Origin of the sequence: Robiginitalea aurantiaca (assembly GCF_030380815.1) — a bacterium.
In the GTDB taxonomy this organism is placed as follows: Bacteria; Bacteroidota; Bacteroidia; order Flavobacteriales; family Flavobacteriaceae; genus Robiginitalea; species Robiginitalea aurantiaca.
Genome location: NZ_JAUDUY010000001.1, coordinates 578,839 through 603,411 on the forward strand (window position 1 = coordinate 578,839; position 24,573 = coordinate 603,411).

Here is a 24,573-nt window from a genome sequence, read left to right on the forward strand (position 1 = left end):
ATAATGCTTAAGATATTTAAGGTTCGCACTCCATGGTTGTGGTTACCTGGTTTTGAGGTTGTTTTGGGGAAACATACGGAATTCCTAACCCCATACCTCTAAGAATAAAGAGAAGCCCGATCAGCACGACAAAAACGGGAATTAACTTCCGCACGGCGGGGATTTTGGTCTTAAAAAGCTTCCCCATCAGGGCCGCCCCACTCATCAGGGGTATGGTTCCCAGTCCAAAAACCATCATATACAGGGCGCCCATGGGAGCAGAGGCCATGGCCATAGCGCCGACAAGGGCCATATAGACCAGGCCGCAGGGAAGGAATCCATTTAGGAATCCTATGCTCAGAAAAGCATCCGGATTTCCTTCCCTGAGTTTGGAGCCCATAGCGGACTGCAATTTTCCAAGAAGTCGATATACGGGCATGGCTGGCTTCCATTTCCGGAACGAATTACCGGGAATGAGCACCAGTAAGATCATTACCGCCCCAAGGACAATTGAAAGTTTCTGTTGAAAACCAAAGAGAAAAAGCCCTTTCCCGATAAGCCCAAAAACAAAGCCGATCAGGGCATAGGCAAGCAGGCGACCAAAATGATATAGACCCAGTTGCAGGCCTCCTTTCAGCCGGTTTTTCCGGTTTAGGGGAAGCATAAAGGCTATGGGCCCGCACATTCCGATGCAATGCAGGCTTCCCAGTAATCCCAAAATTAATGCTGCTCCAAGCATAGCGATTTTTATGCCTGCCGCCTCTGTGGGGTCGGCAGGACTTTAATCCTGGCTATATGTCATTTTGTGCTGAAAGAGATACGGTTTCCCTTTATAATTCCATTCGATGCGAATATCCCAGCGACCATCCAACAAGCGACTCTTGGGTATGAGCAATTGTCTTTCGGATAATTGAATTGGAGTTTTGAAGTCCAACTGCTTATTGGACGGTCTGTACAGGGATACAGTTCCTATTATTTTTTCCGGCTCAAACGCCTCTGGGAATCCGATGCGGATACCCTCAGAGGTTTTAGCTACTTGAATCCGGGCTCCGGTTTCATATAGGTTTCGGGCGGCATCGATATCCTGCTGGTACTTCAGTTCCTGTTTGTAGTAATCCTCTGTAACCAGATCGTGATTGGATTCCGGATCCCGGAACGAGAGCACGACGAAATACAAAATGAAGATGATAAAGGCCACAAAAGCCAGGACAATTCCGGTTCCCCAATTGAATTTCATAATGTGTTGTTTTATCGGTATGAATGGGGCGCTAAAAAGCGCGCGGTGGTCGTCTCAACGAGTTCATCACCACTGTAAACCCCTATTTCTACTTTATCTTTATCCCCACTCAGGGCTGCGTTATTGATCTCAATAAATAAGGTTCCTTCAGACAATTCCTGAGCCGGAACATCAAAACCCGATCCCTTAACAAAGGTGATGGTCCCATTGTGTGAGAGGAGTTTAAAATTGATGTCCGGGATGGACCGACTCGTTTTATTGATCAGTTTAAAGGTGTAAACATTGCTGATCATATTATTGTCCTTACGCTCATAGAGCTGGCCAGGAAGCCGCAGAACCGTGGCTTCCAGGTCATTTCTAAGAAACAGCATCCCAATTAGAACACTCATCAGTACCATCAGTACGGCGGCGTATCCCTTCATCCGGGGTGTAAACCGGAAAGGCACTTTGTCCGAGATTTCAACCTCACTGGCATAGCGGATGAGTCCTTTGGGGTAACCTACTTTTTCCATAATGGTATCGCATTCGTCGATGCATGCGGTACAATTGACGCACTCGAGTTGTGTTCCGTTACGGATATCGATTCCCGTTGGGCAAACATGTACACACTGAAGGCAATCGATGCAGTCTCCATGACCCATTGCGGACCGATCCTCGTTCTTCCGGAATTTCTTTCGGCCGTTTTCGCCTTCACCCCTTTTGTAGTCATAGGCCACGACAACCGATTTGTCATCCAAAAGCACGCCCTGCATGCGTCCGTAGGGACAGGCTATAATGCAGACCTGCTCCCGGAACCATACAAATACAAAATAGAAGACTGCCGTAAAAATGAGGAGGGCGGTAAGGGTTCCGGTATGTTGTAAAGGGCCCTCCTTAATGTATGCGATGAGTTCATCACTCCCTATAAGGTAAGCGAGAAAGACATTGGCGATCAGAAAGGAAATAATAAAAAAGATACTCCACTTCAGCAGCCGTTTCCGAATTTTCTGAGCATTCCAGGGTGCCCTGTCCAGGCGAATCTGCGCCCCCCGATCCCCGTCAATCCAGTATTCGATCCTGCGAAAAACCATTTCCATAAAAATGGTCTGAGGACACATCCACCCGCAAAAAATCCGGCCGAAAGCCACGGTAAAAAGGGCGATAAAGATCACCCCAATAATCATGGAGATGACAAAGAGGTGAAAATCCTGCGGCCAGAATGGAAAACCAAAAATATTAAACTTGCGTTCCAGCACGTTGAACATGAGGAACTGGTTGCCATTCACCTTGACAAAAGGAGCGGCAAACAGAAAAATCAGCAAGACATAACTTACGTATTTTCGATAGGTGTAGAATTTGCCACTCGGTTTTTTAGGAAAAATCCAGGACCGTTTGCCTTCTTCTGAAATGGTGCTTATTGAATCCCGGAAATTTTCGTTTGATTCCATATGTTGACAACTTCATCGCACCTTTTTCAGGTGGTTTTATTCCTCTTGTTCAAGAGGATTCAGGGCTTCCGTTTCCATAGGGGTATCTGCCATAGTAGAGTCTGTTTGTACCTCCGCTTCTTCTGCGGCGGCATTCTCATCGATCCAGATTTCGCCTTCCGGGTCTTTGGGATTTGCAGGGGTCGTTCCTTGCATCGACAGGATATAGCTGGATACCTGCGCCATTTCGCTGGGCTTTAGGGAGGTTTTCCAGGCGACCATTCCTTTCCCGGACCTGCCACCTTCAGAAACGGTGTTAAAGACATTTCGGATGCCTCCACCGAGGATCCAGTACTCATCTGTCAGGTTGGGGCCAATTCCCCCGCCTCCGTCATTCATATGGCAAACCGCACAATTTCCCTGAAAGATGACTTCGCCTGCTTTCAGGTCTGAGGCTTCAGTGAGTAGTTCCACAGTATTGACATCCACAAGATCTTTAGCCGTTTTCTTGTATTCTTCGATCGCAATTCTCGCCTGGGCCATTTCCTGCTCGAACTCCGTATCCTGATCATAATCATTAAAAACGTGAAACCGGACCAGGTACACCACGCCGAAAACGATGGTGATGTAAAAAAGGTAAATCCACCAAGGTGGTAACCGGTTGTCGAGTTCCCGAATTCCGTCGTAATTGTGATCCAGGATGATTTCCCCTTCTTCCTCTATAGGCCGGGAACCCAGGAGTTTCTGATAGACGCGTTTACCCCATGCCCATTCCCATCCCTGGCTTTTGGATTCCCGGTAGCGGGCTTTGGCCTCCTCTGAAAGCGTCTGGTACATGATGTTTTCTATGGACTTCAGGATCAGTTCAATTGCGATTAGCAGCATCAGAACCAGTATCAGGAAGTATACAGTCATCGGATACGCGATAAAGGCCGGCTGATCTCCTGAGTCGATAAAGTACTCCATCAGGAGGAAAATCGTGAAAAACAGCACGGGAACCCGTACCCAGGCGGGCGTTGAATTTCTCATTGGTCAAAAGGTTTTTGGTGTTGGTCGTCTAGTGGCATTTCTTCAAGTTCCTTGATCCGCTCTTTTGAGGTGGTAAAGACCCACCAAAAGAGGAGGGTAAAAAAGACGAAGAATATCAGGAGTGAAATCATCGGATAGGTCGCAATCCCTTCGATGCTTTCCAAATGGTGTTTTACAATTTTCATCATGGCTTAGCGGTTTTCAGAGGCGACCTCCGTGTTCTGTTGAATCTTAATATCGGTCCCCAGGCGCTGCAGGTAGGCAATCATCGCGACGATTTCCCGGTCTTTCATTTCGATGAATTCCTCCCCATTCTGCTGGGCATAGGTTTTCTCCTCCTCGTAACTCCTTACAAATTCAGGATCGGCGTAGAGGTTCTTTTCGATCTGTGCGGCCTGTGCAGCCATGGATTCCTGCGCCCCGGCGATATCCTCTTCTGTGTAGGGTACGCCCAGGGTAACCATGGTCTTCATTTTGTCCACAGTGCCACTTCGGTCGTGACGGTTTCGGATAAGCCATTTGTAGGATGGCATTATCGAACCAGATGAAGTGCTTTGCGGATCGTAAAAATGGTTCAGGTGCCAGTTGTCGGAGTACTTTCCGCCAACCCGTAGCAGATCGGGCCCGGTCCGTTTACTTCCCCATAGGAAAGGGTGGTCGTACACAAATTCACCAGCCTTGGCGTATTCCCCGTAACGCTCGACTTCGCTCCGGAAGGGACGCACCATTTGGGAGTGACAGCCTACACAGCCCTCTCGGATATACAGGTCGCGACCTTCGAGTTCAAGGGGCGTATAGGGGGTGACACTTGTGATGGTTGGGATATTCGATTTCACCAGCAAGGTTGGGATGATCTGAATAACACCACCGATAAGGATCGCCACTGTGGCCAGGAGTGTGAGCTGAATCGGTCTGCGCTCCAGCCAGGTGTGATATTTTTCTCCGGCTTTTCTTCTTCCTCCGATTCTGGAAAGTGCGGGAGCCTCGGCAAGTTCATCTTCCAACTTGCTGCCCGAGCGTATCGTTACAATGATATTGTAGAGCATTACCAGCATCCCTACCAGGTACATGGAACCTCCAATGGCACGCATCCAGTACATGGGCATGATTTCATTTACAGTTTCCAGGAAGTTTCCATAAACCAGGGTACCGTCAGGGTTGAATTCTTTCCACATCAGGGCCTGCGTAAACCCGGCGACGTACATGGGCAGGGCATAGAGGATGATCCCAAGGGTGCCAATCCAGAAATGGAAGTTGGCCATGCCCGTAGAGTGCAGTCGGGTTTTAAACATTCTCGGCACCAGCCAGTAAATCATCCCGAAAGTAAGGAACCCGTTCCATGCGAGCGCTCCGACGTGGACGTGGGCAATAATCCAGTCACTAAAGTGAGCAATGGCATTGATGTTCTTAAGCGAGAGCATCGGGCCTTCGAAGGTGGCCATACCATAACCGGTAATAGCCACAACCATAAACTTCAGCACCGGACTCGTCCGTACTTTGTCCCAGGCACCCCTAAGGGTAAGCAGCCCGTTGATCATACCTCCCCAGGAAGGGGCGATGAGCATAATAGAAAAGGTAACCCCAAGGTTTTGTGCCCAGTCTGGCAAGGCGGAATAGAGTAAATGGTGGGGTCCGGCCCAGATATAGATAAATATGAGGGACCAGAAGTGAACTATGGAGAGTCTGTACGAATAGATAGGACGGTTTGCCGCCTTGGGAACGAAATAATACATCAGCCCCAGGAATGGCGTGGTCAGGAAAAAGGCAACTGCATTGTGACCATACCACCATTGTACCAGTGCATCTTGTACACCAGCATATACTGAATAACTTTTCATCGCACTCACAGGGAGCGCCAGGCTGTTAAAAATATGGAGTACTGCAACCGTTACAATGGTTGCCAGATAGAACCAGATAGCCACATAGAGGTGGCGCTGCCGGCGCTTGAGCATGGTCCCGATGAAGTTCCAGCCGAAAATGACCCATACTACTGCAATCGCCAAATCGATTGGCCATTCGAGTTCAGCGTATTCTTTTGAAGACGTATACCCTAAAGGAAGTGTAATCGCAGCCGCCACAATAATGGCCTGCCATCCCCAGAAGTTAAAGTTACTCATCCAGTCGCTGAACATACGCGCTTTGAGGAGTCTCTGGGTCGAATAGTAAACCCCTGCAAACAAGGCATTACCGACAAAGGCAAAAATAACTGCATTGGTGTGCAAGGGGCGAAGGCGCCCAAAGCTCAGCCAGGAAATCCCATCCGTGAGGTTTGGGAAAATAAACATAAATGCCAGTAGCAGCCCTACCAGCATCCCGACAACACCCCAAAGCAGCGTGGCATACAGGAATTTCTGTACGATTTTGTTGTCATAGTGAAATTGCTGAATCTCCATAGATCAATTTTTATTTTGGTTTATCCAGTTGGTTGAAATTTTGCGCATCAGGTTCCTTCTCGAGCAGCTCATCTTCAAAAAGCATGCGCACAGAAGGGGTGTAGGAGTCGTCATACTGACCGCTCCTGACAGAAATAATAAAGGCTATAAAAAAGATTAAGGCCACCAAGATACTGATAGCCAGCAACATATAAATAACGCTCATACCCAGGCGGAATTTGGTCGTAAAACTAGACGCTTTGTAAAGTTAAAAATATGATAAATATCAGTGTTCAAATGTTAAAGAATTTTTCTGCTGATCCAATTCGTGGCCAGGGTGGTAAATCCGACAATGCTGATCGAACTCAACGGCATGAGGATGGCGGCAATTACGGGTTCAAGTTGTCCGGTAACCGCAAAATACAACCCCACCACGTTGTACATGAGGGAAAACCCAAAACTCATGTAGATGATCTTCATCGCTTTTTTCGTGGTTTCCAGAAATACATTGAGTTTGGCAAACTGCCTGCTGTCGAGGATGCCGTCACAGGCCGGGGTAAAGAGGTTTGCATCCTCACTGATGGCGATACCGACCTTGCTCTGTGCAAGGGCCCCGGCATCATTCAGGCCATCCCCCACCATCAGGACTTCCTTTCCGTCCTGCTGTAATTCCCGGACAAACTGGAGTTTTTCTTTCGGTTTCTGATTGAAATACATAGGAGTCAGGGGAGGCAGCAGGTCTTCCAGGTATGCTTTCTCTGATTCGTTATCCCCGGAGAGTACCGCCAGGGCATAGACTTTGCTCAGATCTTCAAAGAGTTTGCCCGCCCCTTTCCTGTAGCTGTTGCGAATGACAAACCGCCCTTTATAGGTGTCGTTGGAACTGACGTGAACTTCAGATCCCCCTGTTTCAAGTGAGGGCATTCCAGTGACGAACTGACTGGAGCCTACCCGGATATGTTCATCTGCCAACCTGCCTTCAAGGCCTTCCCCAAGGTGTTCTTCAAACCCGTCCAGGGGAACAATATTATAGGATGCCAATTGCTGATACAGCGTCTGACTCAGAGGGTGGCCGGATGCCCTGAGTGTGTTTTTTAATAAAATCGCCTCGGCTTCTGTGAGTTCGATACCGGTATAGTCGATGCTGTTCTTCCGGGTAGTGGTCAGCGTGCCGGTTTTGTCAAAAATAACCGTGTCTACCAGCGCCATGCGTTCCAGACTCTCCGTATCCTTGACGTAGAAACCTTTTTTTCCGAAGATTCTCAGCAGGTTCCCCAGGGTGAAAGGGGCTGCAAGAGCAATGGCGCAGGGACAGGCAATAATCAGTACAGCGGTAAGTACATTCAGAGCACGGGAGGGATCAATAAAGAGCCAGATAGCTGCAGCCAAAAAGGCGATGGAAAGCACGGCTACTGTAAATCTTTTTCCAATGCGGTCAGTGAGATTCCGAAAGGCCGTCCTGTGGTTTTTGGAGAAGGCGGCATCGCTCCAGAGCTCTGTCAGGTAGCTTTGGGAAACGGGTTTGAGTACTTCGATCTCGATGGCTCCCTTTAACTGCTTTCCACCGGCATATAGCCGGTCTCCGCTTTGTTTGGAGACGGCTCTTGCCTCCCCGGTTACAAAGCTGTAATCTAATTTTCCCTCGCCCTTGAGCAGGATAGAATCTGCTGGGATAAGCGAGCCGCTTTTAATCAGTAACCGATCTCCGGTTTCAACCTGGTGGACTGGGATGTTTTCTTCTGACGCATCCGCTTTTAGACGGGTGACCGCAATCGGAAAATAAGAACGGTAATCCCGCTCAAATGATAAAAAGGAATAGGTCCGCTGTTGGAAGAATTTCCCGAGAAGGAGGAAAAAAACCAGTCCGGAAAGGCTGTCAAAAAATCCCTGCCCGAGATCAAAGGAGATCTCAACGGTACTGCGAATAAACAATACGAGGATTCCCAGGGCGATGGGAACGTCGATGTTGAGCATCCCTGAGCGCAGGCTTTTGTAGGCCGAGGTCAGATATCCCGAACCTGAATAGAAAACCACGGGGAGGGAAAACGCGAACATAATCCAGTGGAAAAGGCCTTTGTATTTTTCAAGCCAGAATTCCCCGCTTTCGAAGTATTCCGGGAAGGAGAGAAACATGATATTTCCAAAGGCAAAACCCGCGATACCTAACTGGTAGATCAGTTTACGGTCCACTTTTTCCGATTCCCCCTCGTACTGCTCAAGGGTTATAGAGGGTTCATATCCAATGGCATTTAACAGGCCTACCAATTCTTTTAGACTGATATGATCCGGATTGAAGTGGATGCGGGCTTCTTTCCGCGGAAAATCTACCTGGCTGCTGTAAACCCCTGAATTTAAACGACTCAGGTTTTCGAGGATCCAAATACAGGAACTGCAATGGATGTGAGGAATGTTGAAGGTGATCACAGAATGGGAACCATCCTGAAACTCCAGAAGGCGCTCTGCAATTAGCGGGTCATCCAGGAAGTCAAACTTACCATGCAGGGGTTCGGGGGTTTTGCCCGGGGCACCTTCGAGTTCGTAATAGTAACTCAGGTCGTTATCTCTGAATATGGCATAGACCGTCTTGCAACCGTTGCAACAGAAGGATTTTTCGTCGAACCGTATTTCCTCCGCCTCACATGGAAGTCCGCAATGAAAACAAGAAGTGTCAGTCATTTTAGGGCGCTTATACGCTTTGAAATTATAAAAAGCTTACAATCCCGCAAAGGTGACGGAATGTTAAAGGAGAAAAGATGACACTTGTCAGCTTTTAAAGTATTCAAATTTTAGCTACTTTTATTAAAGAAAATCGACCATTCCAATGGAGGAGCGTTGTGAGAATTGTATTGTTCGAAAATTCAACGCCTTACGGGCAATGAGCAAGGAGGAGTTGAAAGCAGTCAGCGACTCCAAAGTTTCCCGCAAGGTCAAAAAAGGGGAAGTCATTTTCGACGAAGGGGAAAAACTCAATGGTATTTACTGTGTCCGGGGAGGGGTTTCCAAATTGGCAAAACTTAGCCCGAACGGCAAAGACCAGATTGTAAAACTCGCCTCCAAGGGAGAAGTACTCGGGCAGCGTTCAGTAGTTGCCGAGGAAAATTCCAACCTGAGCGCAACTGCGGTCAGTGATATGGAAATGTGTTTTATCCCAAAGGAGGCTATCATCAGTACATTGCATAAAAATCCTGACTTCACCTATGAGGTGCTTCGTCATATGGCCCACGACCTCAAGGAAGCCGATGACGTCATCGTAAATATGTCCCAAAAGACGGTCAAGGAGCGCATAGCCGAAGCCCTCATCTATATGAAGAACAATTTCGGTGAAGATAAGGAAGGGTACCTCGCCCTGGTATTATCAAGGGAGGACATCGCAAATGTTGTGGGTACTGCGACCGAATCCTGTATTCGAATCCTTTCTGAGTTTAAGAAAAAAGGATTGATCAAAACTTCCGGAAAGCGCATGGCGATCCTGGAAGCGCGAAAGCTTCAGGATCTGGCCGACGGCTTCTGAATTTACTAAGGCTGCAGTTCATTACATCAAAGAATTTTCAGGCTTTTTTCGAAAAGATGATCGATATCATACTTTCTCCCTATTTGAGAAACTACTTTTACATGTGTAGATTCAAATGGGTATGCATCATATTCTTATACCGACCGACTTTTCAGGCACTGCACTGAACGCAGTGAATTACGCCCTTTCCTTTTATAAAGGAGAACGGTGCGCATTTCATTTTCTCAACACCTATACCCCAGACTTTGTTCACAGTCGTGTAATGGCCCTTGCTCATGGAGGGAATCAGGCTGAGGATGCCATGCAAATGGCCTCTGAAGAGGGTTTGCGAAATCTTATTGAATCGCTGTCGGCACAGGAGATGTATTCCCATCATGAATTTCATAGCGTATCCTCTTTCAACCTCCTTTCTGAAGAAGTGAAAGAGCAGGTTGCCCATTATCCGATTGACATGATCGTATCGGGCACCACTGGCGCGTCGGGTATCAAGGAAGTTTTCCTGGGCAGCAATACCGTTCGTATTTTAAGGGCTGCATCGGATCGACCTGTTTTGGTAATCCCCAGAGCCGCAAGATTTCGGGATGCCATAAAAATCGGACTGGTTACGGATTTTGGAGTCCCGTATTCTTCGGACCAAATTGAAGCTATCCTGGAATTTCAAAACAAGTTGGATGCGCAACTGGAAGTAATGCACATTGGCAGCCCGGCATCCTTAACCGGATTTCAGGAACTTCACAAACATCAGCTCTTTTTAGAACTCGAAAGGGCAGCGCCCCGGATGAGGTGGTGTAAACACCAGTCGAGTAAGGCCCAGGCCATCGAAGACTATCTGGAAAGTTCCTCAGTTGAGATGCTGATTATGATTCGCAACGACCACCATCTGGTAGATGAATGGCTACGCGAGCCTGTGGTTAAAAGGGTGGCATTCCATACAAATGTCCCAATGCTTGTACTGCCTCCCGTTCAGCCCTGATCTCCCCTTGGGTATTCTTCCCTTGGGATCGGCCGATCCTCATAGAAATCTTCGAAAGTCTTTGAGGTCGCATAAGAATCTGTAAGTACCTTGTAGACCATAATGATGACCAGGCCCTGGCCGAATACCGTGGCGTAAAAAATCCAGGAGAAGGCGAATCCCATTGCAGCGCCAATGGTAAGCATCAGCAGGAAAAAGGTGGTTATACCCACCCAGCTCATAGCAGAAATTTTCATTTTTATTTGCAAATTACGCAATATGAAGTGCTTGCCCTGTTAAAATAACCCTAAACCGGAAGCCTGGATATCCGTGATTGAATTCCACTAAAAGAGGAAAAACGAATGGGTTTTAAGGCGGACTGAAAAAGCTTTCTTATCTTTACCGCGTTGTGTTGTATTTCCCGAGAGGGAAATCAGGTCTGCGACAAACTGTCGCGCCGATGAAAGGCTTTCCGTAAAGGGAGGCTTTTTTTGTGGAGGTATGCGGGGCTGAGGTCAAAATATCGTAATTTTAAGGCATTGATAAAAGCCCGTATTTATTATGCCACTATACCACAAACTTGGGAAAATACCCCATAAACGCCATACGACCTTTCGAAAAAAAGATGATAGCCTGTATTACGAGCAACTCTTTGGAACCATAGGATTTGATGGGATGTCCAGCCTGCTTTACCACATCCACAGGCCCACTCAGGTAAAGGAGATCGGTGAAACTCTGGACGTAGCGCCAAAGGCAGCGGTGGAATACAATATGCACTCCCGACTCTTTAAAGGATTGGAACTCGCTCCCAAGGATGACTACCTGGAGAGCCGCAGTGTGCTGCTCTTTAATACGGACGTCACCGTTGGCCTCGCAGCCCCCAGAAAATCCCAGACGGATTATTTTTATAAGAATGCAGATGCAGATGAACTTCTCTTTGTACACAAGGGCAGTGGTGTTTTAAAAACACTGTTGGGAGAAATTCCTTTTGAATACGGAGACTACCTGTTGATCCCACGCGGGATGATTTATCAGATCCATTTTGACGGCCCGGACAACCGCCTTTTTGTTGTGGAGTCCTATCATCCCCTGTATACGCCCAAACGCTATCGGAATTGGTTTGGACAGCATCTCGAGCATTCTCCTTTTTGTGAAAGGGATTTCAAATTGCCTCAGAATTTGCAGGCGTACGACGAAACCGGGGATTTTCTGATTAAGGTGAAAAAACAAGGTCAGCTCCATCATATGGTTTACGCTACACATCCTTTCGATGTGGTAGGCTGGGATGGATATAATTATCCCTATGGCTTCTCCATCCACGATTTTGAACCCATAACCGGGAGGGTGCACCAACCACCTCCTGTACACCAGACCTTTGAGACCAGCGCTTTTGTCGTTTGCTCCTTTGTTCCCCGTCTTTACGATTATCACCCACAGGCCATTCCAGCACCCTACAATCATTCCAACATCGATTCGGATGAGGTATTGTACTATGTGGATGGAGATTTTATGAGCCGAAAAGGGATTGACCAGGGTTACATTTCGCTGCATCCGGCAGGAATCCCCCATGGCCCGCATCCCGGAACCTATGAAGGCAGTATTGGAAAAAAAGGAACCGAGGAACTCGCCGTAATGGTCGACACCTTCAAACCGCTGCAGGTCACTCAGGCCGCCCTGGGTCTTGATGATGGAAAATACTACCGCTCCTGGTTAGAATAAATCCGGGTAATGGAGAATCCTATGGATAATCCCTGATGCCAGGACCGCTGTTTGTGAATCCCTGTCGTATTCCGGGTTGAGTTCAGCGATATCCACACTGATCAGCTTGTTGCTTTCGAGTACAACATCCAGTACCTGAAAGGCTATTTCAGGCGTAAAGCCCAACGGGGAAGGCGCACTCACTCCCGGGGCGTAAGCAGAGGCAAAACCGTCCAGGTCAATGGTGAGGTAAAGGGCGTCCAGTGCATCCAAAAATGTCCTGATTTTATCAAGGACCCCCGGTAGGGTCGAGGGTTTTAGTTCATCTCTGCCAATTAGGGTAGCATTGAGTTCTGAAGCCCGTTCCCACAGTTCCTGAGGATTTGCATCAGGGCGTACCCCGAGACAACAATACCGGAAATCCGTTGGAGCATCCGAACCTAATTTAGCGATTTGCAGAAAAGGACTTCCGGAGTGCGGAAGCGGATCTGGTTGTCTCAGGTCCAGATGCGCATCCAGATTAAGGATTCCTATTCGGGTGCCTTCCTTGAGTCCCGCAGCAAGACCGCTGTAATGAGCGTAGGCGATGTCGTGTCCTCCACCGATTCCCAAAGGAAAATAGCCATGCTGAATTAGGAGTTCGATGCCTTTTGAAAACCCTTCCTGCGTCTGTTCCATATTCCCGTCAGGACAGGTAAAATCCCCGGCATCCCATAGAAAGCCGGGACCGTCCTTTAAAAGCGGAAGTCGCCCCAATACGCCTCTTAAGGCCTGCGGACCTGCTGCAGCCCCGGCCCGCCCCAGATTTCGGGACACTCCGGCATCACAGGAGTATCCAATCAGCACTGGCTGAAGGGTCGTTTGTTTTAGAATGGGTGCATTGCTGAGGTCGAGCGCCTGAATGTTTTCGTGGAGGTAGGCCCGGTCTGCGGAGGGTCTTCCCTTCCAAATGGAAAGCTCAGGCGCGCGATAGGTTGAATGCATAGTTTGTTATTAAAACAGGTTCTGGAAAAGGGATTCGTCGACGAGGTTCGGGAAAGTGATTTTTAATTCCGGGGTCCGTTCCATTTCCCTTTTTAGGGCTGTCATGGCATGTGGATTCCGCGCCCAGCTTCTTCGGGCAATTCCGTTATTCACATCGAAAAACAGCATGTTCTTCAGACGGCCTTCCGCCGCTTCGCTTCCATCGAGCAGAAGGCCAAAGCCTCCGTTTATGACCTCCCCCCAGCCAACGCCTCCACCATTGTGTATCGATACCCAGGTCGCTCCGCGGAAACTGTCTCCAATGACATTGTGCACAGCCATGTCTGCAGTAAACCGGCTCCCGTCAAAAATATTACTCGTCTCCCTGTACGGGCTGTCCGTGCCGCTTACATCGTGATGATCCCGGCCCAAAACAACCGGACCCGATAGTTTTCCCGCAGCAATAGCTGTATTAAATGCCTTCGCAATCGCTATCCTTCCTTCACTGTCAGCATAGAGAATTCGGGCCTGGGACCCGACCACGAGTTTATTTTCTTCAGCCTCTTTAATCCAGAGGATGTTATCCTGTAACTGCTGCCTGATGCCTTCTGGAGCATTTTCAAGCTGTTTTGTCATTACTTCCAGGGCAATCCGGTCTGTTGCTTTGAGATCCTCGGGTTTTCCCGATGCACAGACCCATCTGAACGGCCCAAAACCATAGTCAAAACAAAGAGGCCCAAGGATGTCCTGTACATAGGAGGGATACCGGAAATCCACGCCATTGTCGGCCATCACATCTGCTCCTGCCCGGGAAGCTTCGAGCAGGAATGCATTCCCGTAATCAAAAAAATAGGTGCCCTTGGCGGTGTGGCGATTGATGGCTGTCACATGTCGCCTCAGGGATTCCTGTACTTCTTTTTGAAAACCCTCGGGATCATTTGCCATCATGGTGTTGGCTTCCTCAAAGCTTAGATTTGCCGGGTAATACCCGCCGGACCAAGGATTGTGCAGGGAAGTCTGGTCACTTCCCAGCGCGATATGGATCTTTTCATCTGCGAAGCGTTCCCAGACATGTACGACATTACCGACGTAGGCCAGGGAAATCGTTTCCTTCCCGGCTATGGCTTTTTTGGTGCGGTCTACGAGCTTATCCATATCTGTAAACAGCATGTCCACCCATCCCTGATCGAAGCGTTTCTGTGCGGCCATGGCATTTACTTCAGCACATACTGTGATACAGCCTGCGATATTCCCGGCCTTGGGTTGTGCCCCGCTCATACCTCCAAGTCCTGCGGTTAAAAAGACCTGTCCTTTAATGGATTCATCCTTGGGAAGGACCCTCCGGAAGGCATTTAAGACCGTTATGGCTGTCCCGTGAACGATTCCCTGTGGTCCGATGTACATATAGGACCCTGCGGTCATTTGACCGTATTGGGTAACGCCAAGGGCATTGTAGCGCTCCCAATCGTCGGATGTGGAATAATTCGGGATCATCATTCCATTGGTAACCACCACACGAGGTGCTTCCGGAGTTGATGGAAACAGGCCCATGGGGTGTCCGGAATACATATGCAGGGTTTGAGTTTCGGAAAGTTCCGAAAGGTATTTCATTGTAAGCAGGTACTGGCCCCAATTCTGAAATACGGCTCCATTACCGCCATAGGTAATTAATTCATCCGGGTGTTGGGCTACCTTGGGATCCAGGTTATTCTGTATCATCAGCATTATTGCAGCCCCTTCCCGGGTTTTTGCCGGGTATTCTGAAATGGGGCGGGCATACATAGGGTAGTCGGGTTTAAACCTATAGGCATAAATGCGACCAAACTGCTTTAATTCCTCCAGGAATTCCGGAGCCAGGACAGGGTGCCATGCAGACGGAAAATAGCGAAGGGCATTTTTGAGGGCGAGTTTCTTTTCGGATTCGGACAGGATATCCTTGCGAACCGGGGCATGAGAGTATTCGGGGTTGCGCTCACGGGCGGGTGGGAGCTCAGTAGGAATCCCCTCTTGGATCTGTTGGCTAAAAGATAAAGTACTGGTATTTGATTTCATTTTAACGCGTTTGATTCAGGATAAAATTGCCATTTTTCACCACTTGTGACGGGCGTAGTTTTCCCTGATGGTAAGGAATTTCGTTATAGTGCTTAGCATGGAAAATAGCGATATCCGCTTTTTGTCCCGGAACCAGGCGCCCGCGGTCACTCAGGCCCAGAGCAGCAGCGGCCCTGAAGGTAATCCCAGCGAGCACTTCGGCATTAGACAGCTTTTCAAACGCTCCCAGAATTGAAGCCTGGGTAAGCAAATCACCCATTGGTGCGGACCCGGGATTATAATCGCTGGCGATTGCCAGGCAGGCCCCGGCGTCGAGGAGGGCACGGGCCGGAGTGAAGCCACATCCCAGCCCGAGACTCGCTCCGGGAAGGGCCGTGGCAATTACCTCACTATTGGCGAGTGCCTGTATTTCTTTGGGACCGCTGGCCTCTAAATGGTCGGCACTTATAGCCCCGCACGAAATGGCAACATCGCTGCCCCCGGCTGAAAACTGATCGGCGTGAAGGGTCAGGTCAAATCCCATTTCTTTACCTGCTCTGAGGTAAGGGATGATTTCTTCCGGACTAAAGGCGCTTTGCTCAACAAATGCATCCAGGCGGGTGGTCAGGCGTTCGCCTATCAGGATTGGCAGAAGCTCTTTTACAATGATCTCAAGGTAGTCCGCCGGCTTTCCCTTGAAGTCCCTGGGGAAGGTGTGGGCAGCCAGACAGGTGGGAATTAAATCCATGGCGGTTTTTTCAGCGGCTGACCGGATCACTCTGAGCATTTTCAATTCTTCGGAAATGCTGAGGCCATATCCACTTTTCACTTCCAGGGTTGTGATACCTGATTGCATAAAACCCTGGATGCGCTCCAGGAGAAGTGACTCCAGAAACTCCGGATCAGCTTTTCGGGTCTGTTCCACAGTATCCCAAATTCCCCCGCCGGCCTGAGCGATTTCCAGATAGCTGGACCCACTGTTTCTCAGGGCGTAGTCCTGCGCCCGACTCCCGGCAAAACAACTGTGGGTATGCGCATCGACAAATCCGGGTAACCCTATACTGTGTGCTGGCAGTTCAACGGTCCTGACCTTATCAGAATGCACTTCTTTTACAAGCCGATCAAAAGGTCCGGTTTCTACAATAGTCCCACCCTCGATCAGGATTCCCGCATCCTCCATAACGGTGAGCTGCCCATCGGAAAGGCTACCCTTGAGGGGCAGGGTGTCCATGGTTACAAGCTGCGCGAAGGGCCCAATCAGGACTGAAGCCGTGTTTGAATTCGTATCTGGTTCCATCATGGGTTAAAAAGTTTCAAAAACCTCATAAAGAGGTGTTCTTAAAGATACTTTTTGTTTTTCTGAAACAGAATCCAAAAGGCGAATGAGGGCTTTGTTTCGGATGAGTTCAATACCCGCTTCAATATCCGTGGCAAACACGCGGTCTTCGGTTGCAAAAGACACCTTTGTGCGAACCAACTGATGTACTTGGTCTAAAAACCATCCGGATTTCAAAGGCTTCCGGAATTCAAAGGCCTGTGCTGCTGTGAGCAGTTCAATTGCCAATATCTTTTCTACATTCTTAATGACCCTCAGAGCCTTGCGTCCACTTATAGACCCCATACTGACATGATCTTCCTGTCCCATGGAGGTCGGGATGCTGTCCGTGCTTGCCGGATGGCATAGGCCTTTGTTTTCACTTGCCAGGGCCGCGGAGGTGTACTGAAGGATCATATAGCCCGAATTCAAACCGGTATCTTTCATCAGCAACTGGGGCAGGTCGGTATTGTTGCCCTCTAAGGCGAGGTAAATGCGACGATCTGAAATATTCCCGATTTCGGAGGCTGCCATACAGGCGTAGTCCAGGGCCATGGCCAGAGGCTGTCCATGGAAATTCCCCCCGCTGATTGCCAGGTCCTCATCAAAAATCACCGGATTGTCGGTGATGGCATTGAGTTCGACCTCGAGGAGCTCTTTTAGATGCAACCAGGCGTTCCGGGATGCCCCGTGAACCTGAGGGATGCAACGAAGGGAATACGGATCCTGTACGCGTTCGCAATTCACGTGGTCCTCAAGAATTTCTGAGCCTTTTAGAAGCCTTCGTATTCGTTCAGCTACGTGTAAATTGCCTTTAAAGGGGCGCACTTTGTGCAGCTTTTTGTGGAACGGCCTGACGGACCCCTGCAGGCCTTCAATCATCATTGCCCCAATGATATCTGCCTGGGATAAGCTCGCATGCATTTTTTCAAGAACTGCGACTGCGTGGGCCGCGATAAATTGTGTCCCGTTGATCAGCGCAAGGCCCTCTTTGGGTCCAAGTGAGATAGGGGGTAGACCCTTTTCATCCAAAACTTCCCCTGAAGGGAGCCGTTTCCCATCTGAGTCTACTTCGCCCAATCCTATAAGAGGAAGAAACAAATGAGCGAGGGGTGCAAGATCTCCGGAGGCACCCACCGATCCCTGTGAAGGAACCCGGGGGGTGATTTCCATCTCAATGTGCCACAATATGCGGTCCAGGGTGGATTCCTGCACCCCGGAATAGCCCTTTGCCAGAGCGTGTATTTTAAGAATAAGCATCAGTCTGGCGATCTCCGGATCGATGGACCGGCCTACGCCCACACTATGACTTTTCAGGATGTTAACCTGCAGGGTTTCTGTATCCTTAGCCGAAATGCGCGTCGTGCATAATGGCCCGAATCCTGTATTGATTCCATAAACAGGTTCCCCTTTTGAAACGATTTTTGCGACGATCTCAGCGCTGGCCCGTACCTTTTCACGTGCGGTAGGGGTCAGAATGCCCTTTAGCCTGCCACGGGCAATTTCAAGTGCCTTTCCCGCTGTCAGGTGGTCCTCCCCGTAGGCGAATTCCGCAGTCTTTTTGTGCATAGTCTATACTTAAATAATAAATTATTAAGGGTGAATCTATTAGGGTTTATTCGCTTTAAATCAAAGGTTTAAGCGTGTCTCACCTGCCTTGCAATAATGTCGGGGTAGATGGCCTAAATATAAAGATGAATTTAAGAACTTAATTCGGAATGGGCGCAATCGAAAGGGGATATTGCCATGATGTTCGCCTGAGGGGATCAGGTAATAAAAGGTTCCCTCGCCAAGGCAACTACAGGGATTTTTTGCATGCCCGGCCCCGCTTGTTCAAAGTAGGGTTAAAGGGGGTGGATTGGTTCCAGGGCTGGCAAGGCCCCTAAACCTCAAACAAATCTATATGTCCAATCTGCTGGTAAATAAGCTGATCAACTGATGGAATTTCCCTAAATTGAAAGAGAATTAAAAGGCGAGAACTGTTCCTTCCCAACAGGGGTCGATTGTGCCCTTTGAAGGTTTCAGAATTCGCCAAACCGATTTTAATACCGGAATTTTGGATTGGATTGAACAAATCAAATCGTGGATGGCAGACCATCCGACATCCGTGGCCCTGATCAGATACTTCGTCTGGGTGGTCGTGATCATTGGGTTTGTTCAGTTTTTAAGGAAACTCATCCGGAAAAACCAGCCAAACACAGATGCCAGGTATAAGTCCCAAAAGGTCATTGAAGTTACAGGATATGTTTTTATCCTGTTGTTGTCCATTTCGTACTTCACTGGAAACATAAAGGACTTCGCATTGGCAATTGGTTTGCTGACAGCCGGGATCACCATCACCCTTCAGGAACTGATACTGAGTATTGCAGGTTCCGTCTACATCTTTTTTATTCAGGTGTATAAACCCGGGGATCGGATTGAGATCAACGGCATCAAGGGGGATGTCATAGATATTGACAGTATTTATACGACTATGATGGAGATCGGGGAGTGGGTTAGCAGCGACAATTATAGTGGCCGGATTGTCAAATTAAGCAACGCCTTTGTCTTTAAAGGTCCTGTTTATAATTACTCGAGGGATTTTCCCTTTATCTGGGATGAGTTCAATATACCCGTGAGGTACGGATCCGATATTGAACTCGCCAAGGAGCTGATCGTGGGGATTGCCTCGGAGCAATTGTCGGGATACGTGAAAAATTCGATATCGGATTGGAAACGCGTAGTGGAGCGTTATTATATCGAAGATGCCCAGGTGGCACCCACCCTGGCCCTTACCATGACCGATAACTGGGTTCAGTTTAACCTGAGGTATATCGTGGATTACAAGAAAAGGAGGTATACAAAACACCTTCTCAATGAACTGATCTTAAAGGCTATAGAAGAAACGGATGGGAAAGTCGTATTGGCTTCGACAACCATTGAAGTAGTACGGGTCCCGACATTGAATATCGAGAAAGACCACACCAGTAAGCCCGGTTAAGGGATGAAAGGGACCCCTGCGAGGGCGGGGATTGAAAGCGCCTACCCGTTGAGGAAAGGAAAGAATTCAGTGCGGTAATCCCAGAACCTGAAGAGGAAGATCCCGAGCAGGACCATAGAGACCACGAATTTCAGGAAGGTGCCTGTAAGGAACCCCACAAAGGAACCAAAAGCCGCCCTTAGTGCCTGTTTGTGGCTGGTTTTATTGATCAGTTCACCGACCACAGCTCCCACGAATGGCCAGATCACGATACCGGCAAGCCCGAGGACAGGAAAAACGATAGAGACAAGCAGGCCAATGGTGGTGCCTATCATACCGGCCCGGCTACCCCCAAATCTACGGGTCCCTGCAGCGGGTATCCAATAATCCAGTGCGACCACGCTCAAAGCAACTAATCCAGTGATGCCAATCAGCCACCAGTCATTGGGTACAGCTGAAGTCAGAAAAAGGAGTAAGAGTCCGATCCAACTGACGGGTGGGCCGGGAAGTACAGGTAAAAAACTACCGAAAACCCCGAGGATTACGCAGAAGAAACCGAGAACCAATAATAGAATATCCATGAGGTCTGACCGCTATATGTTGCCTATAACCACTCAAAGTTACATATCTTTTCGCGGCCTTGCCATAGGCATATGCCTTCTCACGCTGCGCGGACAATGAGTCTGACCGGGTTTATGGAGCCCGGGGTGTTTTCATCTCTTAATTCCCTGAAAAAAATTGTAATTTCCGGCCGTATAGCAAATCCATGAAGAGTTCGGTTGGTTTATATAGTGTAGTCCTGGCTTTGTGTCTTTCCTCCTGTGAATTCTTTGCTTCCCCTGAAACCAAGACCCGGCAGTTGGTGGAAGAGGAACTGAGTGCCATCGACTGGAATGAAGTTGACCAGTACCCGCTGTTTGCCGCATGTGAGGAAACAGCATCCAAGCCGGAACAACAGAATTGTTTTGAACAGAATCTGGTTATGCACCTGGCGATGTCCCTTCAGGATTTTGAATTTCAGTCCGGTCAGGCACTTGCCGATACGTTATATGTGGATTTTATGGTGGATCATCAGGGAAGGATCTCAGTAGTGTCCATGGATAAAAACCCGGATTTCAGCAAAGAAAACCCCGAGTTTGAACGCATTGTCTCCAAAAGCCTGAGAAGTCTACCTAAATTAGAACCGGCCATAAAACGAGGTATTCCTGTAAGTGCTCGCTTCCGAATCCCCCTCGTACTACAAACAGATGACTAAACCCAAGCCATCAGAACTCATTATCCTGGGGATTGATCCCGGCACAACTATTATGGGATTTGGAGTAATCCGTGTCCGCGGGAAGGAGATGGAATTCATTCAGATGAATGAGCTCCTTCTCAGTAAGTACAAGGATCACTTTACCAAATTAAAACTCATTTTTGATCGCACCTTGGAACTGATCGATACCTATCACCCGGATGAGATAGCTATAGAGGCTCCATTTTTCGGTAAGAATGTGCAATCCATGCTCAAGTTGGGTCGTGCCCAGGGTGTTGCTATGGCCGCCGGGCTTTCCCGCCAGATCCCCATTACAGAATACCTGCCAAAAAAGATCAAAATGTCCATTACCGGAAATGGAAATGCCAGTAAGGAACAGGTCGCCAGGATGCTACAAACTACCCTGGGTTTGCAAGCGCTCCCCAAAAACCTCGATTGCACGGACGGTCTGGCTGCAGCTGTATGTCATTTTTACAACAAGGGAAATCCCGAGATCGGCAAAAAATATACCGGCTGGGATTCGTTCATAAAACAAAACGAGGGCCGGCTTAAGAAGTAGGGGGATCTTTGGGGGTTGGGGTTTGAAATTCGATTTGAAGAGATTATTGAAACTTGAGAATGGGTAGGGCCCCCACCCACCCGTGATTAAGATAACCACTTCGCCTGCAAAGAACAATCACAATTCCTCCCGCTTCCTCCTGAAATCCCTATTTTTACCCTTCTAAATAACGAGGGGTTTTTGTATCGGGAAAGTACACATATGGCTTTCCCAATACCTGATCCTTAAACAAGCCTATGAGCGGCATTTACTTCCATATTCCTTTTTGCAAACAGGCTTGCCATTACTGTAATTTTCATTTTTCAACCTCCCTGAAACACAAGGATGCAGTCCTTCAGGCGATGAAAAAAGAATTGCACCATTATGCGAGGGAGGGGTGGCAGGGTCCTTTAAAAACCTTGTATTTTGGCGGTGGAACACCTTCGATATTGACGGTAGAAGAAATTGAACATTTTATTGAGCTTGCCAGGCAATTATATGGATTAACCCCCGGGGCCGAGATTACCCTTGAGGCCAATCCGGATGACCTGAATGACGATAAACTGCGCGAGCTGGCAAAATCCCCGGTTAACCGGCTTAGCCTTGGCATTCAATCCTTTAACGCAAAAGAACTGACCTGGATGAACCGGGCCCATACCCCCCAACAGGCTTTGGAATCCCTGGAACTGACTGCGCATTTGTTTGAAAACTACTCCCTGGACCTGATCTACGGCATTCCTGGAAGCAGCATGCAACAGTGGGCGGCCAACCTCAATGAGGCCCTCCGGTTTAATCCACCTCATATTTCCGCCTATGCACTAACGGTAGAGCCGCGGACGGCGCTTCGGTCCTTTATAGATAAAGGCGTGTCCGATGATGTTGATGAAGGGGCCACGCAGGAACAGTTCAACCACCTGGTGGATACCCTTACCGATCTTGGGTACGACCACTATGAAACTTCAAATTTCGCGCGCAATGGGTTTTACTCGCGCAATAACTCGGCCTACTGGCAGGGGGAATATTATCTGGGCATCGGTCCGGCGGCCCATTCCTTTGACGGAGCCCGCCGGTGGTGGAACCCCTCAAACAACCTGAGTTATGTCCGAACCCTGGAGAAAGGAGAACTACCCGCTGAGGTGGAAGAGCTTACCATCAGAGATCGTTACAACGAGGCGGTAATGACTGGTCTGCGAAGCCGCTGGGGTGTTTCCCTTGAAAAGATCCGCGAGCAATTCGGGGAGGTGTACCAGGCGTATCTGCTCGAACAGGCCGCACCTTATCTTCGGGATCAGTTCTTATTTCTGGATGAGGAAACGCTATACACGGCTGGGAAAGGGAAATTTTTAGCTGATGGGATTGCAAGTGATTTATTTATGATTAATTTGAAGTAAAATCGCCGCGAGCCGAGGGTTATGAAAGTGAAAATCACATTAGACAGTGCATCCTGGGAAGCAGACCTGAGCAAGGGGGTGGATGTTTCAATCCCGATTCAGGGCGGAGGCCGGGGCGTGCGTTGCTGGTGGGTTGATTACCCCAGTGTTAAACCCTTTCAACAGGGCGATTTTATCGGGAGCGTAAAGGCAGGAGCCCCGGTGAACTTTAATGATATTGCTTTTAATCCTCATGCGCATGGAACCCATACGGAGTGTATGGGGCATATTACAGCGGAAGAGGAATCGATTCTTTCACATCCTCCGCCACCATGGATGCTGGCGCAATTGGTTAGTGTTACCCCTGAAGTGAAACAGGAAGATCGGATTGTGACCCGCTCCGGGCTCCGGCAGGTTTTAGCAGAAACACTTCCCGAGGCTGTAATCCTTCGAACCCTTCCAAACCCGGAATCCAAACAGAACAAGGAATACTCCGGATCGAATCCACCCTATCTGGAAGCCGATGCGGCATCCTGGTTGTGCCAGAAAGGGGTGCTGCATTTGTTGCTTGACCTTCCTTCTGTAGACAGGGAAGAGGATGGGGGGTTACTTGCTGCTCACAAAGCGTTTTGGGACATTCCGAAAGCCCCAAGACCCGGCGCAACAATAACTGAATTGATATATGTTCCGGATGAGGTGCCGGATGGGATGTACCTTTTAAATCTGCAAATGGCCGCCTTTGAAAATGATGCCAGCCCGAGCAGGCCAATTCTGTTTCCCCTGAAACCAAAAATGGAATAGGTCAGGACAAACCCCGGGAAGGGCCACCGGAAAATCTGGCCTTGTGATTGCACTAAAATTCAAATTTGATGGCTGAATTAGCATTAGGTTTACTTATTGGGGCACTGCTCATGTACTGGGGGTATTCCCTGCTGAATATTAAAAAGCAGAAGGAGCTTACAATTCAACAATCCTCGGTCCTGTTGGAGAAAGTACGATCCGTTTGTAAACTGATTTCCGTAGAAGGGGATTTTGCGGAAATTTACCGGTATGAGAACCGGAAAGGACATTTTATGAACCTCTTCAGTAGCAAGAAAAAGGCACTCATTGTAATCAACGCAAAAGCCAATATCGGATACGATTTCAAAAAACTAAAAGTTTCAGCAGACCCGGAGCGCAAGAAGATTATCCTGGGAAATTTTCCCCCTCCGGAAATCCTGTCCATTGAGCCGGAATTGGAATTTTACGACATCCGGAATGATATATTCAATGCCTTTACACCTGACGATATGACGAGTATGAACAAGGAGGCGAAATTGCGTATACGTGAGAAGATCCCCGAAAGCGGCCTTATGGAAACTGCCAATCACGAGATGCTTGAGGCCATTCTGTTTATGGAGAAAATTGTGGAAACCCTTGGTTGGAAACTCGATTATGAAGCCCTCAAATTAGATGGCCCGGTTGAACAATTGCTCAATCCCTCGGCAAAAAGTTACACCAAGGCCGAGAGAGGAGAATCAAAAAGCACAAACTGAACATGCGAACCAAACTATGTTTATACCTGATTCTTCTTATGCCTGTTGCCATCCTGGCACAGGATCTCAAGGACGAACGGGCCTTTGACCCTACCTATACCCATGTGGTCTATTTCTGGCTTAAAAACCCTGAGAATGTGCAGGATCGTAAGGTGTTTGATGTTGCCCTTCGCAATTTGTTCAAGGATTCCCGATATACTCAGACCAATTTTCTGGGTGCCCCGCCCAAGGCTACCCGTGAGGTGGTCGATGATTCGTTTACCTTTGCGATGATCGTCACTTTTGAGTCCGCTGAGGCCCAAAAGGCCTATCAGACCGAAGCGGCCCACTTAAAATTTATCGAACAGACGAAACACCTTTTGGAGCGTTTTGTCGTTTACGATGCCCAAGGTCTGAAACCCTGAATCCTTAAAAATTAGAGCC

The 24,573-nt window shown here is 48.6% G+C and carries 24 protein-coding genes; 10 read left to right on the top strand and 14 right to left on the bottom strand.

Annotated features, from left to right (window positions below; all coding sequences use genetic code 11):
• Positions 1-16: 16 nt before the first annotated feature.
• The 8 genes from QU605_RS02540 to QU605_RS02575 all read right to left on the bottom strand — a co-directional run bounded on the left by QU605_RS02540 (position 17) and on the right by QU605_RS02575 (position 8,699).
• Positions 17-718, bottom strand: a complete 702-nt coding sequence (locus QU605_RS02540; RefSeq protein WP_289723688.1) for a sulfite exporter TauE/SafE family protein — start codon at positions 716-718, stop codon at positions 17-19.
• Positions 719-760: 42 nt separating this feature from the next.
• Positions 761-1,216, bottom strand: coding sequence for a FixH family protein (locus tag QU605_RS02545; protein WP_289723689.1), 456 nt, complete (start codon positions 1,214-1,216; stop codon positions 761-763).
• 11 nt (positions 1,217-1,227) lie between these two features.
• Positions 1,228-2,643, bottom strand: a complete 1,416-nt coding sequence (ccoG, locus tag QU605_RS02550) for a cytochrome c oxidase accessory protein CcoG (RefSeq protein ID WP_289723690.1) — start codon at positions 2,641-2,643, stop codon at positions 1,228-1,230.
• 36 nt (positions 2,644-2,679) lie between these two features.
• Positions 2,680-3,651, bottom strand: coding sequence for a cbb3-type cytochrome c oxidase N-terminal domain-containing protein (locus tag QU605_RS02555; RefSeq protein ID WP_289723691.1), 972 nt, complete (start codon positions 3,649-3,651; stop codon positions 2,680-2,682).
• Entirely contained in the window at positions 3,648-3,839 is a 192-nt protein-coding gene (locus QU605_RS02560; RefSeq protein WP_289723692.1) for a CcoQ/FixQ family Cbb3-type cytochrome c oxidase assembly chaperone, read from the bottom strand. Before QU605_RS02560 ends, QU605_RS02555 begins: the two co-directional genes overlap by 4 nt.
• A gap of 3 nt (positions 3,840-3,842) precedes the next feature.
• A complete protein-coding gene (gene ccoN, locus QU605_RS02565; protein WP_289723693.1) occupies positions 3,843-6,044 on the bottom strand; it encodes a cytochrome-c oxidase, cbb3-type subunit I in 2,202 nt (733 codons plus the stop codon).
• A gap of 10 nt (positions 6,045-6,054) precedes the next feature.
• Entirely contained in the window at positions 6,055-6,249 is a 195-nt protein-coding gene (gene ccoS, locus QU605_RS02570) for a cbb3-type cytochrome oxidase assembly protein CcoS (protein WP_289723694.1), read from the bottom strand.
• Between the two features lie 74 nt (positions 6,250-6,323).
• Positions 6,324-8,699, bottom strand: coding sequence for a heavy metal translocating P-type ATPase (locus QU605_RS02575; protein ID WP_289723695.1), 2,376 nt, complete (start codon positions 8,697-8,699; stop codon positions 6,324-6,326).
• A gap of 145 nt (positions 8,700-8,844) precedes the next feature.
• Between QU605_RS02575 and QU605_RS02580 the strand changes: the two genes are divergently transcribed.
• Positions 8,845-9,534, top strand: a complete 690-nt coding sequence (locus QU605_RS02580) for a Crp/Fnr family transcriptional regulator (protein ID WP_289723696.1) — start codon at positions 8,845-8,847, stop codon at positions 9,532-9,534.
• 121 nt (positions 9,535-9,655) lie between these two features.
• Positions 9,656-10,507: a universal stress protein gene (locus tag QU605_RS02585; RefSeq protein ID WP_289723697.1), complete on the top strand. Its 852-nt coding sequence runs from the start codon at positions 9,656-9,658 to the stop codon at positions 10,505-10,507.
• Here QU605_RS02585 and QU605_RS02590 read toward each other — a convergent pair.
• Positions 10,498-10,728, bottom strand: coding sequence for a hypothetical protein (locus tag QU605_RS02590; protein WP_289723698.1), 231 nt, complete (start codon positions 10,726-10,728; stop codon positions 10,498-10,500). The two genes, QU605_RS02585 and QU605_RS02590, sit on opposite strands and share 10 nt — an antisense overlap.
• A 319-nt stretch (positions 10,729-11,047) precedes the next feature.
• Here QU605_RS02590 and QU605_RS02595 point away from each other — a divergent pair, with 319 nt between their 5' ends.
• Positions 11,048-12,205 carry a homogentisate 1,2-dioxygenase gene (locus tag QU605_RS02595; protein WP_289723699.1) on the top strand — a complete coding sequence of 386 codons (1,158 nt, stop codon included), beginning with the start codon at positions 11,048-11,050 and terminating at the stop codon, positions 12,203-12,205.
• Here the strand turns inward: QU605_RS02595 and hutG are convergent.
• The 4 genes from hutG to hutH are packed head-to-tail and all read right to left on the bottom strand — an operon-like array spanning position 12,197 to position 18,062.
• A complete protein-coding gene (gene hutG / locus QU605_RS02600) occupies positions 12,197-13,168 on the bottom strand; it encodes a formimidoylglutamase (RefSeq protein WP_289723700.1) in 972 nt (323 codons plus the stop codon). The two genes, QU605_RS02595 and hutG, sit on opposite strands and share 9 nt — an antisense overlap.
• A gap of 9 nt (positions 13,169-13,177) precedes the next feature.
• On the bottom strand, positions 13,178-15,199 hold the full coding sequence (gene hutU, locus QU605_RS02605; RefSeq protein WP_289723701.1) for a urocanate hydratase: 2,022 nt from the start codon (positions 15,197-15,199) through the stop codon (positions 13,178-13,180).
• Position 15,200: 1 nt separating this feature from the next.
• On the bottom strand, positions 15,201-16,478 hold the full coding sequence (hutI, locus tag QU605_RS02610) for an imidazolonepropionase (protein WP_289723702.1): 1,278 nt from the start codon (positions 16,476-16,478) through the stop codon (positions 15,201-15,203).
• A gap of 3 nt (positions 16,479-16,481) precedes the next feature.
• The gene (hutH, locus tag QU605_RS02615; protein WP_289723703.1) at positions 16,482-18,062 is read right to left on the bottom strand and encodes a histidine ammonia-lyase; all 1,581 of its coding nucleotides are present in this window, start codon (positions 18,060-18,062) and stop codon (positions 16,482-16,484) included.
• Positions 18,063-18,579: 517 nt separating this feature from the next.
• On the opposite strand from hutH, the gene QU605_RS02620 reads away from it, so the two are divergent.
• A complete protein-coding gene (locus QU605_RS02620) occupies positions 18,580-19,473 on the top strand; it encodes a mechanosensitive ion channel family protein (protein ID WP_289723704.1) in 894 nt (297 codons plus the stop codon).
• A 41-nt stretch (positions 19,474-19,514) separates the two neighbouring features.
• Here the strand turns inward: QU605_RS02620 and QU605_RS02625 are convergent, their stop codons facing one another.
• Positions 19,515-20,033 (bottom strand): DUF456 domain-containing protein, encoded by a 519-nt coding sequence (locus QU605_RS02625; RefSeq protein WP_289723705.1) that lies wholly within the window; start codon positions 20,031-20,033, stop codon positions 19,515-19,517.
• Positions 20,034-20,218: 185 nt separating this feature from the next.
• Between QU605_RS02625 and QU605_RS02630 the strand changes: the two genes are divergently transcribed.
• The 6 genes from QU605_RS02630 (at position 20,219) to QU605_RS02655 (ending at position 24,554) form a co-directional block, all read left to right on the top strand.
• Positions 20,219-20,707 (top strand): hypothetical protein, encoded by a 489-nt coding sequence (locus tag QU605_RS02630; protein ID WP_289723706.1) that lies wholly within the window; start codon positions 20,219-20,221, stop codon positions 20,705-20,707.
• On the top strand, positions 20,700-21,266 hold the full coding sequence (ruvC, locus tag QU605_RS02635) for a crossover junction endodeoxyribonuclease RuvC (protein ID WP_289723707.1): 567 nt from the start codon (positions 20,700-20,702) through the stop codon (positions 21,264-21,266). The genes QU605_RS02630 and ruvC overlap by 8 nt, the downstream gene beginning before the upstream one ends.
• Before the next feature lie 236 nt (positions 21,267-21,502).
• Positions 21,503-22,636 (top strand): radical SAM family heme chaperone HemW, encoded by a 1,134-nt coding sequence (gene hemW, locus QU605_RS02640; RefSeq protein ID WP_289723708.1) that lies wholly within the window; start codon positions 21,503-21,505, stop codon positions 22,634-22,636.
• 21 nt (positions 22,637-22,657) lie between these two features.
• Positions 22,658-23,416, top strand: coding sequence for a cyclase family protein (locus tag QU605_RS02645; RefSeq protein ID WP_289723709.1), 759 nt, complete (start codon positions 22,658-22,660; stop codon positions 23,414-23,416).
• Between the two features lie 68 nt (positions 23,417-23,484).
• On the top strand, positions 23,485-24,150 hold the full coding sequence (locus tag QU605_RS02650; RefSeq protein WP_289723710.1) for a DUF4230 domain-containing protein: 666 nt from the start codon (positions 23,485-23,487) through the stop codon (positions 24,148-24,150).
• 2 nt (positions 24,151-24,152) lie between these two features.
• Complete coding sequence (locus QU605_RS02655) at positions 24,153-24,554, top strand: Dabb family protein (RefSeq protein WP_289723711.1); 402 nt, start codon at positions 24,153-24,155, stop codon at positions 24,552-24,554.
• Positions 24,555-24,573: the final 19 nt, after the last annotated feature.

Coding starts and splice junctions, on each gene's coding strand:
- QU605_RS02540 (WP_289723688.1), bottom strand. CDS start 718: ATGCTTGGAGCAGCATTAATTTTGGGATTACTGGGAAGCCTGCATTGC.
- QU605_RS02545 (WP_289723689.1), bottom strand. CDS start 1,216: ATGAAATTCAATTGGGGAACCGGAATTGTCCTGGCTTTTGTGGCCTTT.
- ccoG (WP_289723690.1), bottom strand. CDS start 2,643: ATGGAATCAAACGAAAATTTCCGGGATTCAATAAGCACCATTTCAGAA.
- QU605_RS02555 (WP_289723691.1), bottom strand. CDS start 3,651: ATGAGAAATTCAACGCCCGCCTGGGTACGGGTTCCCGTGCTGTTTTTC.
- QU605_RS02560 (WP_289723692.1), bottom strand. CDS start 3,839: ATGATGAAAATTGTAAAACACCATTTGGAAAGCATCGAAGGGATTGCG.
- ccoN (WP_289723693.1), bottom strand. CDS start 6,044: ATGGAGATTCAGCAATTTCACTATGACAACAAAATCGTACAGAAATTC.
- ccoS (WP_289723694.1), bottom strand. CDS start 6,249: ATGAGCGTTATTTATATGTTGCTGGCTATCAGTATCTTGGTGGCCTTA.
- QU605_RS02575 (WP_289723695.1), bottom strand. CDS start 8,699: ATGACTGACACTTCTTGTTTTCATTGCGGACTTCCATGTGAGGCGGAG.
- QU605_RS02580 (WP_289723696.1), top strand. CDS start 8,845: ATGGAGGAGCGTTGTGAGAATTGTATTGTTCGAAAATTCAACGCCTTA.
- QU605_RS02585 (WP_289723697.1), top strand. CDS start 9,656: ATGCATCATATTCTTATACCGACCGACTTTTCAGGCACTGCACTGAAC.
- QU605_RS02590 (WP_289723698.1), bottom strand. CDS start 10,728: ATGAGCTGGGTGGGTATAACCACCTTTTTCCTGCTGATGCTTACCATT.
- QU605_RS02595 (WP_289723699.1), top strand. CDS start 11,048: ATGCCACTATACCACAAACTTGGGAAAATACCCCATAAACGCCATACG.
- hutG (WP_289723700.1), bottom strand. CDS start 13,168: ATGCATTCAACCTATCGCGCGCCTGAGCTTTCCATTTGGAAGGGAAGA.
- hutU (WP_289723701.1), bottom strand. CDS start 15,199: ATGAAATCAAATACCAGTACTTTATCTTTTAGCCAACAGATCCAAGAG.
- hutI (WP_289723702.1), bottom strand. CDS start 16,478: ATGATGGAACCAGATACGAATTCAAACACGGCTTCAGTCCTGATTGGG.
- hutH (WP_289723703.1), bottom strand. CDS start 18,062: ATGCACAAAAAGACTGCGGAATTCGCCTACGGGGAGGACCACCTGACA.
- QU605_RS02620 (WP_289723704.1), top strand. CDS start 18,580: ATGGCAGACCATCCGACATCCGTGGCCCTGATCAGATACTTCGTCTGG.
- QU605_RS02625 (WP_289723705.1), bottom strand. CDS start 20,033: ATGGATATTCTATTATTGGTTCTCGGTTTCTTCTGCGTAATCCTCGGG.
- QU605_RS02630 (WP_289723706.1), top strand. CDS start 20,219: ATGAAGAGTTCGGTTGGTTTATATAGTGTAGTCCTGGCTTTGTGTCTT.
- ruvC (WP_289723707.1), top strand. CDS start 20,700: ATGACTAAACCCAAGCCATCAGAACTCATTATCCTGGGGATTGATCCC.
- hemW (WP_289723708.1), top strand. CDS start 21,503: ATGAGCGGCATTTACTTCCATATTCCTTTTTGCAAACAGGCTTGCCAT.
- QU605_RS02645 (WP_289723709.1), top strand. CDS start 22,658: ATGAAAGTGAAAATCACATTAGACAGTGCATCCTGGGAAGCAGACCTG.
- QU605_RS02650 (WP_289723710.1), top strand. CDS start 23,485: ATGGCTGAATTAGCATTAGGTTTACTTATTGGGGCACTGCTCATGTAC.
- QU605_RS02655 (WP_289723711.1), top strand. CDS start 24,153: ATGCGAACCAAACTATGTTTATACCTGATTCTTCTTATGCCTGTTGCC.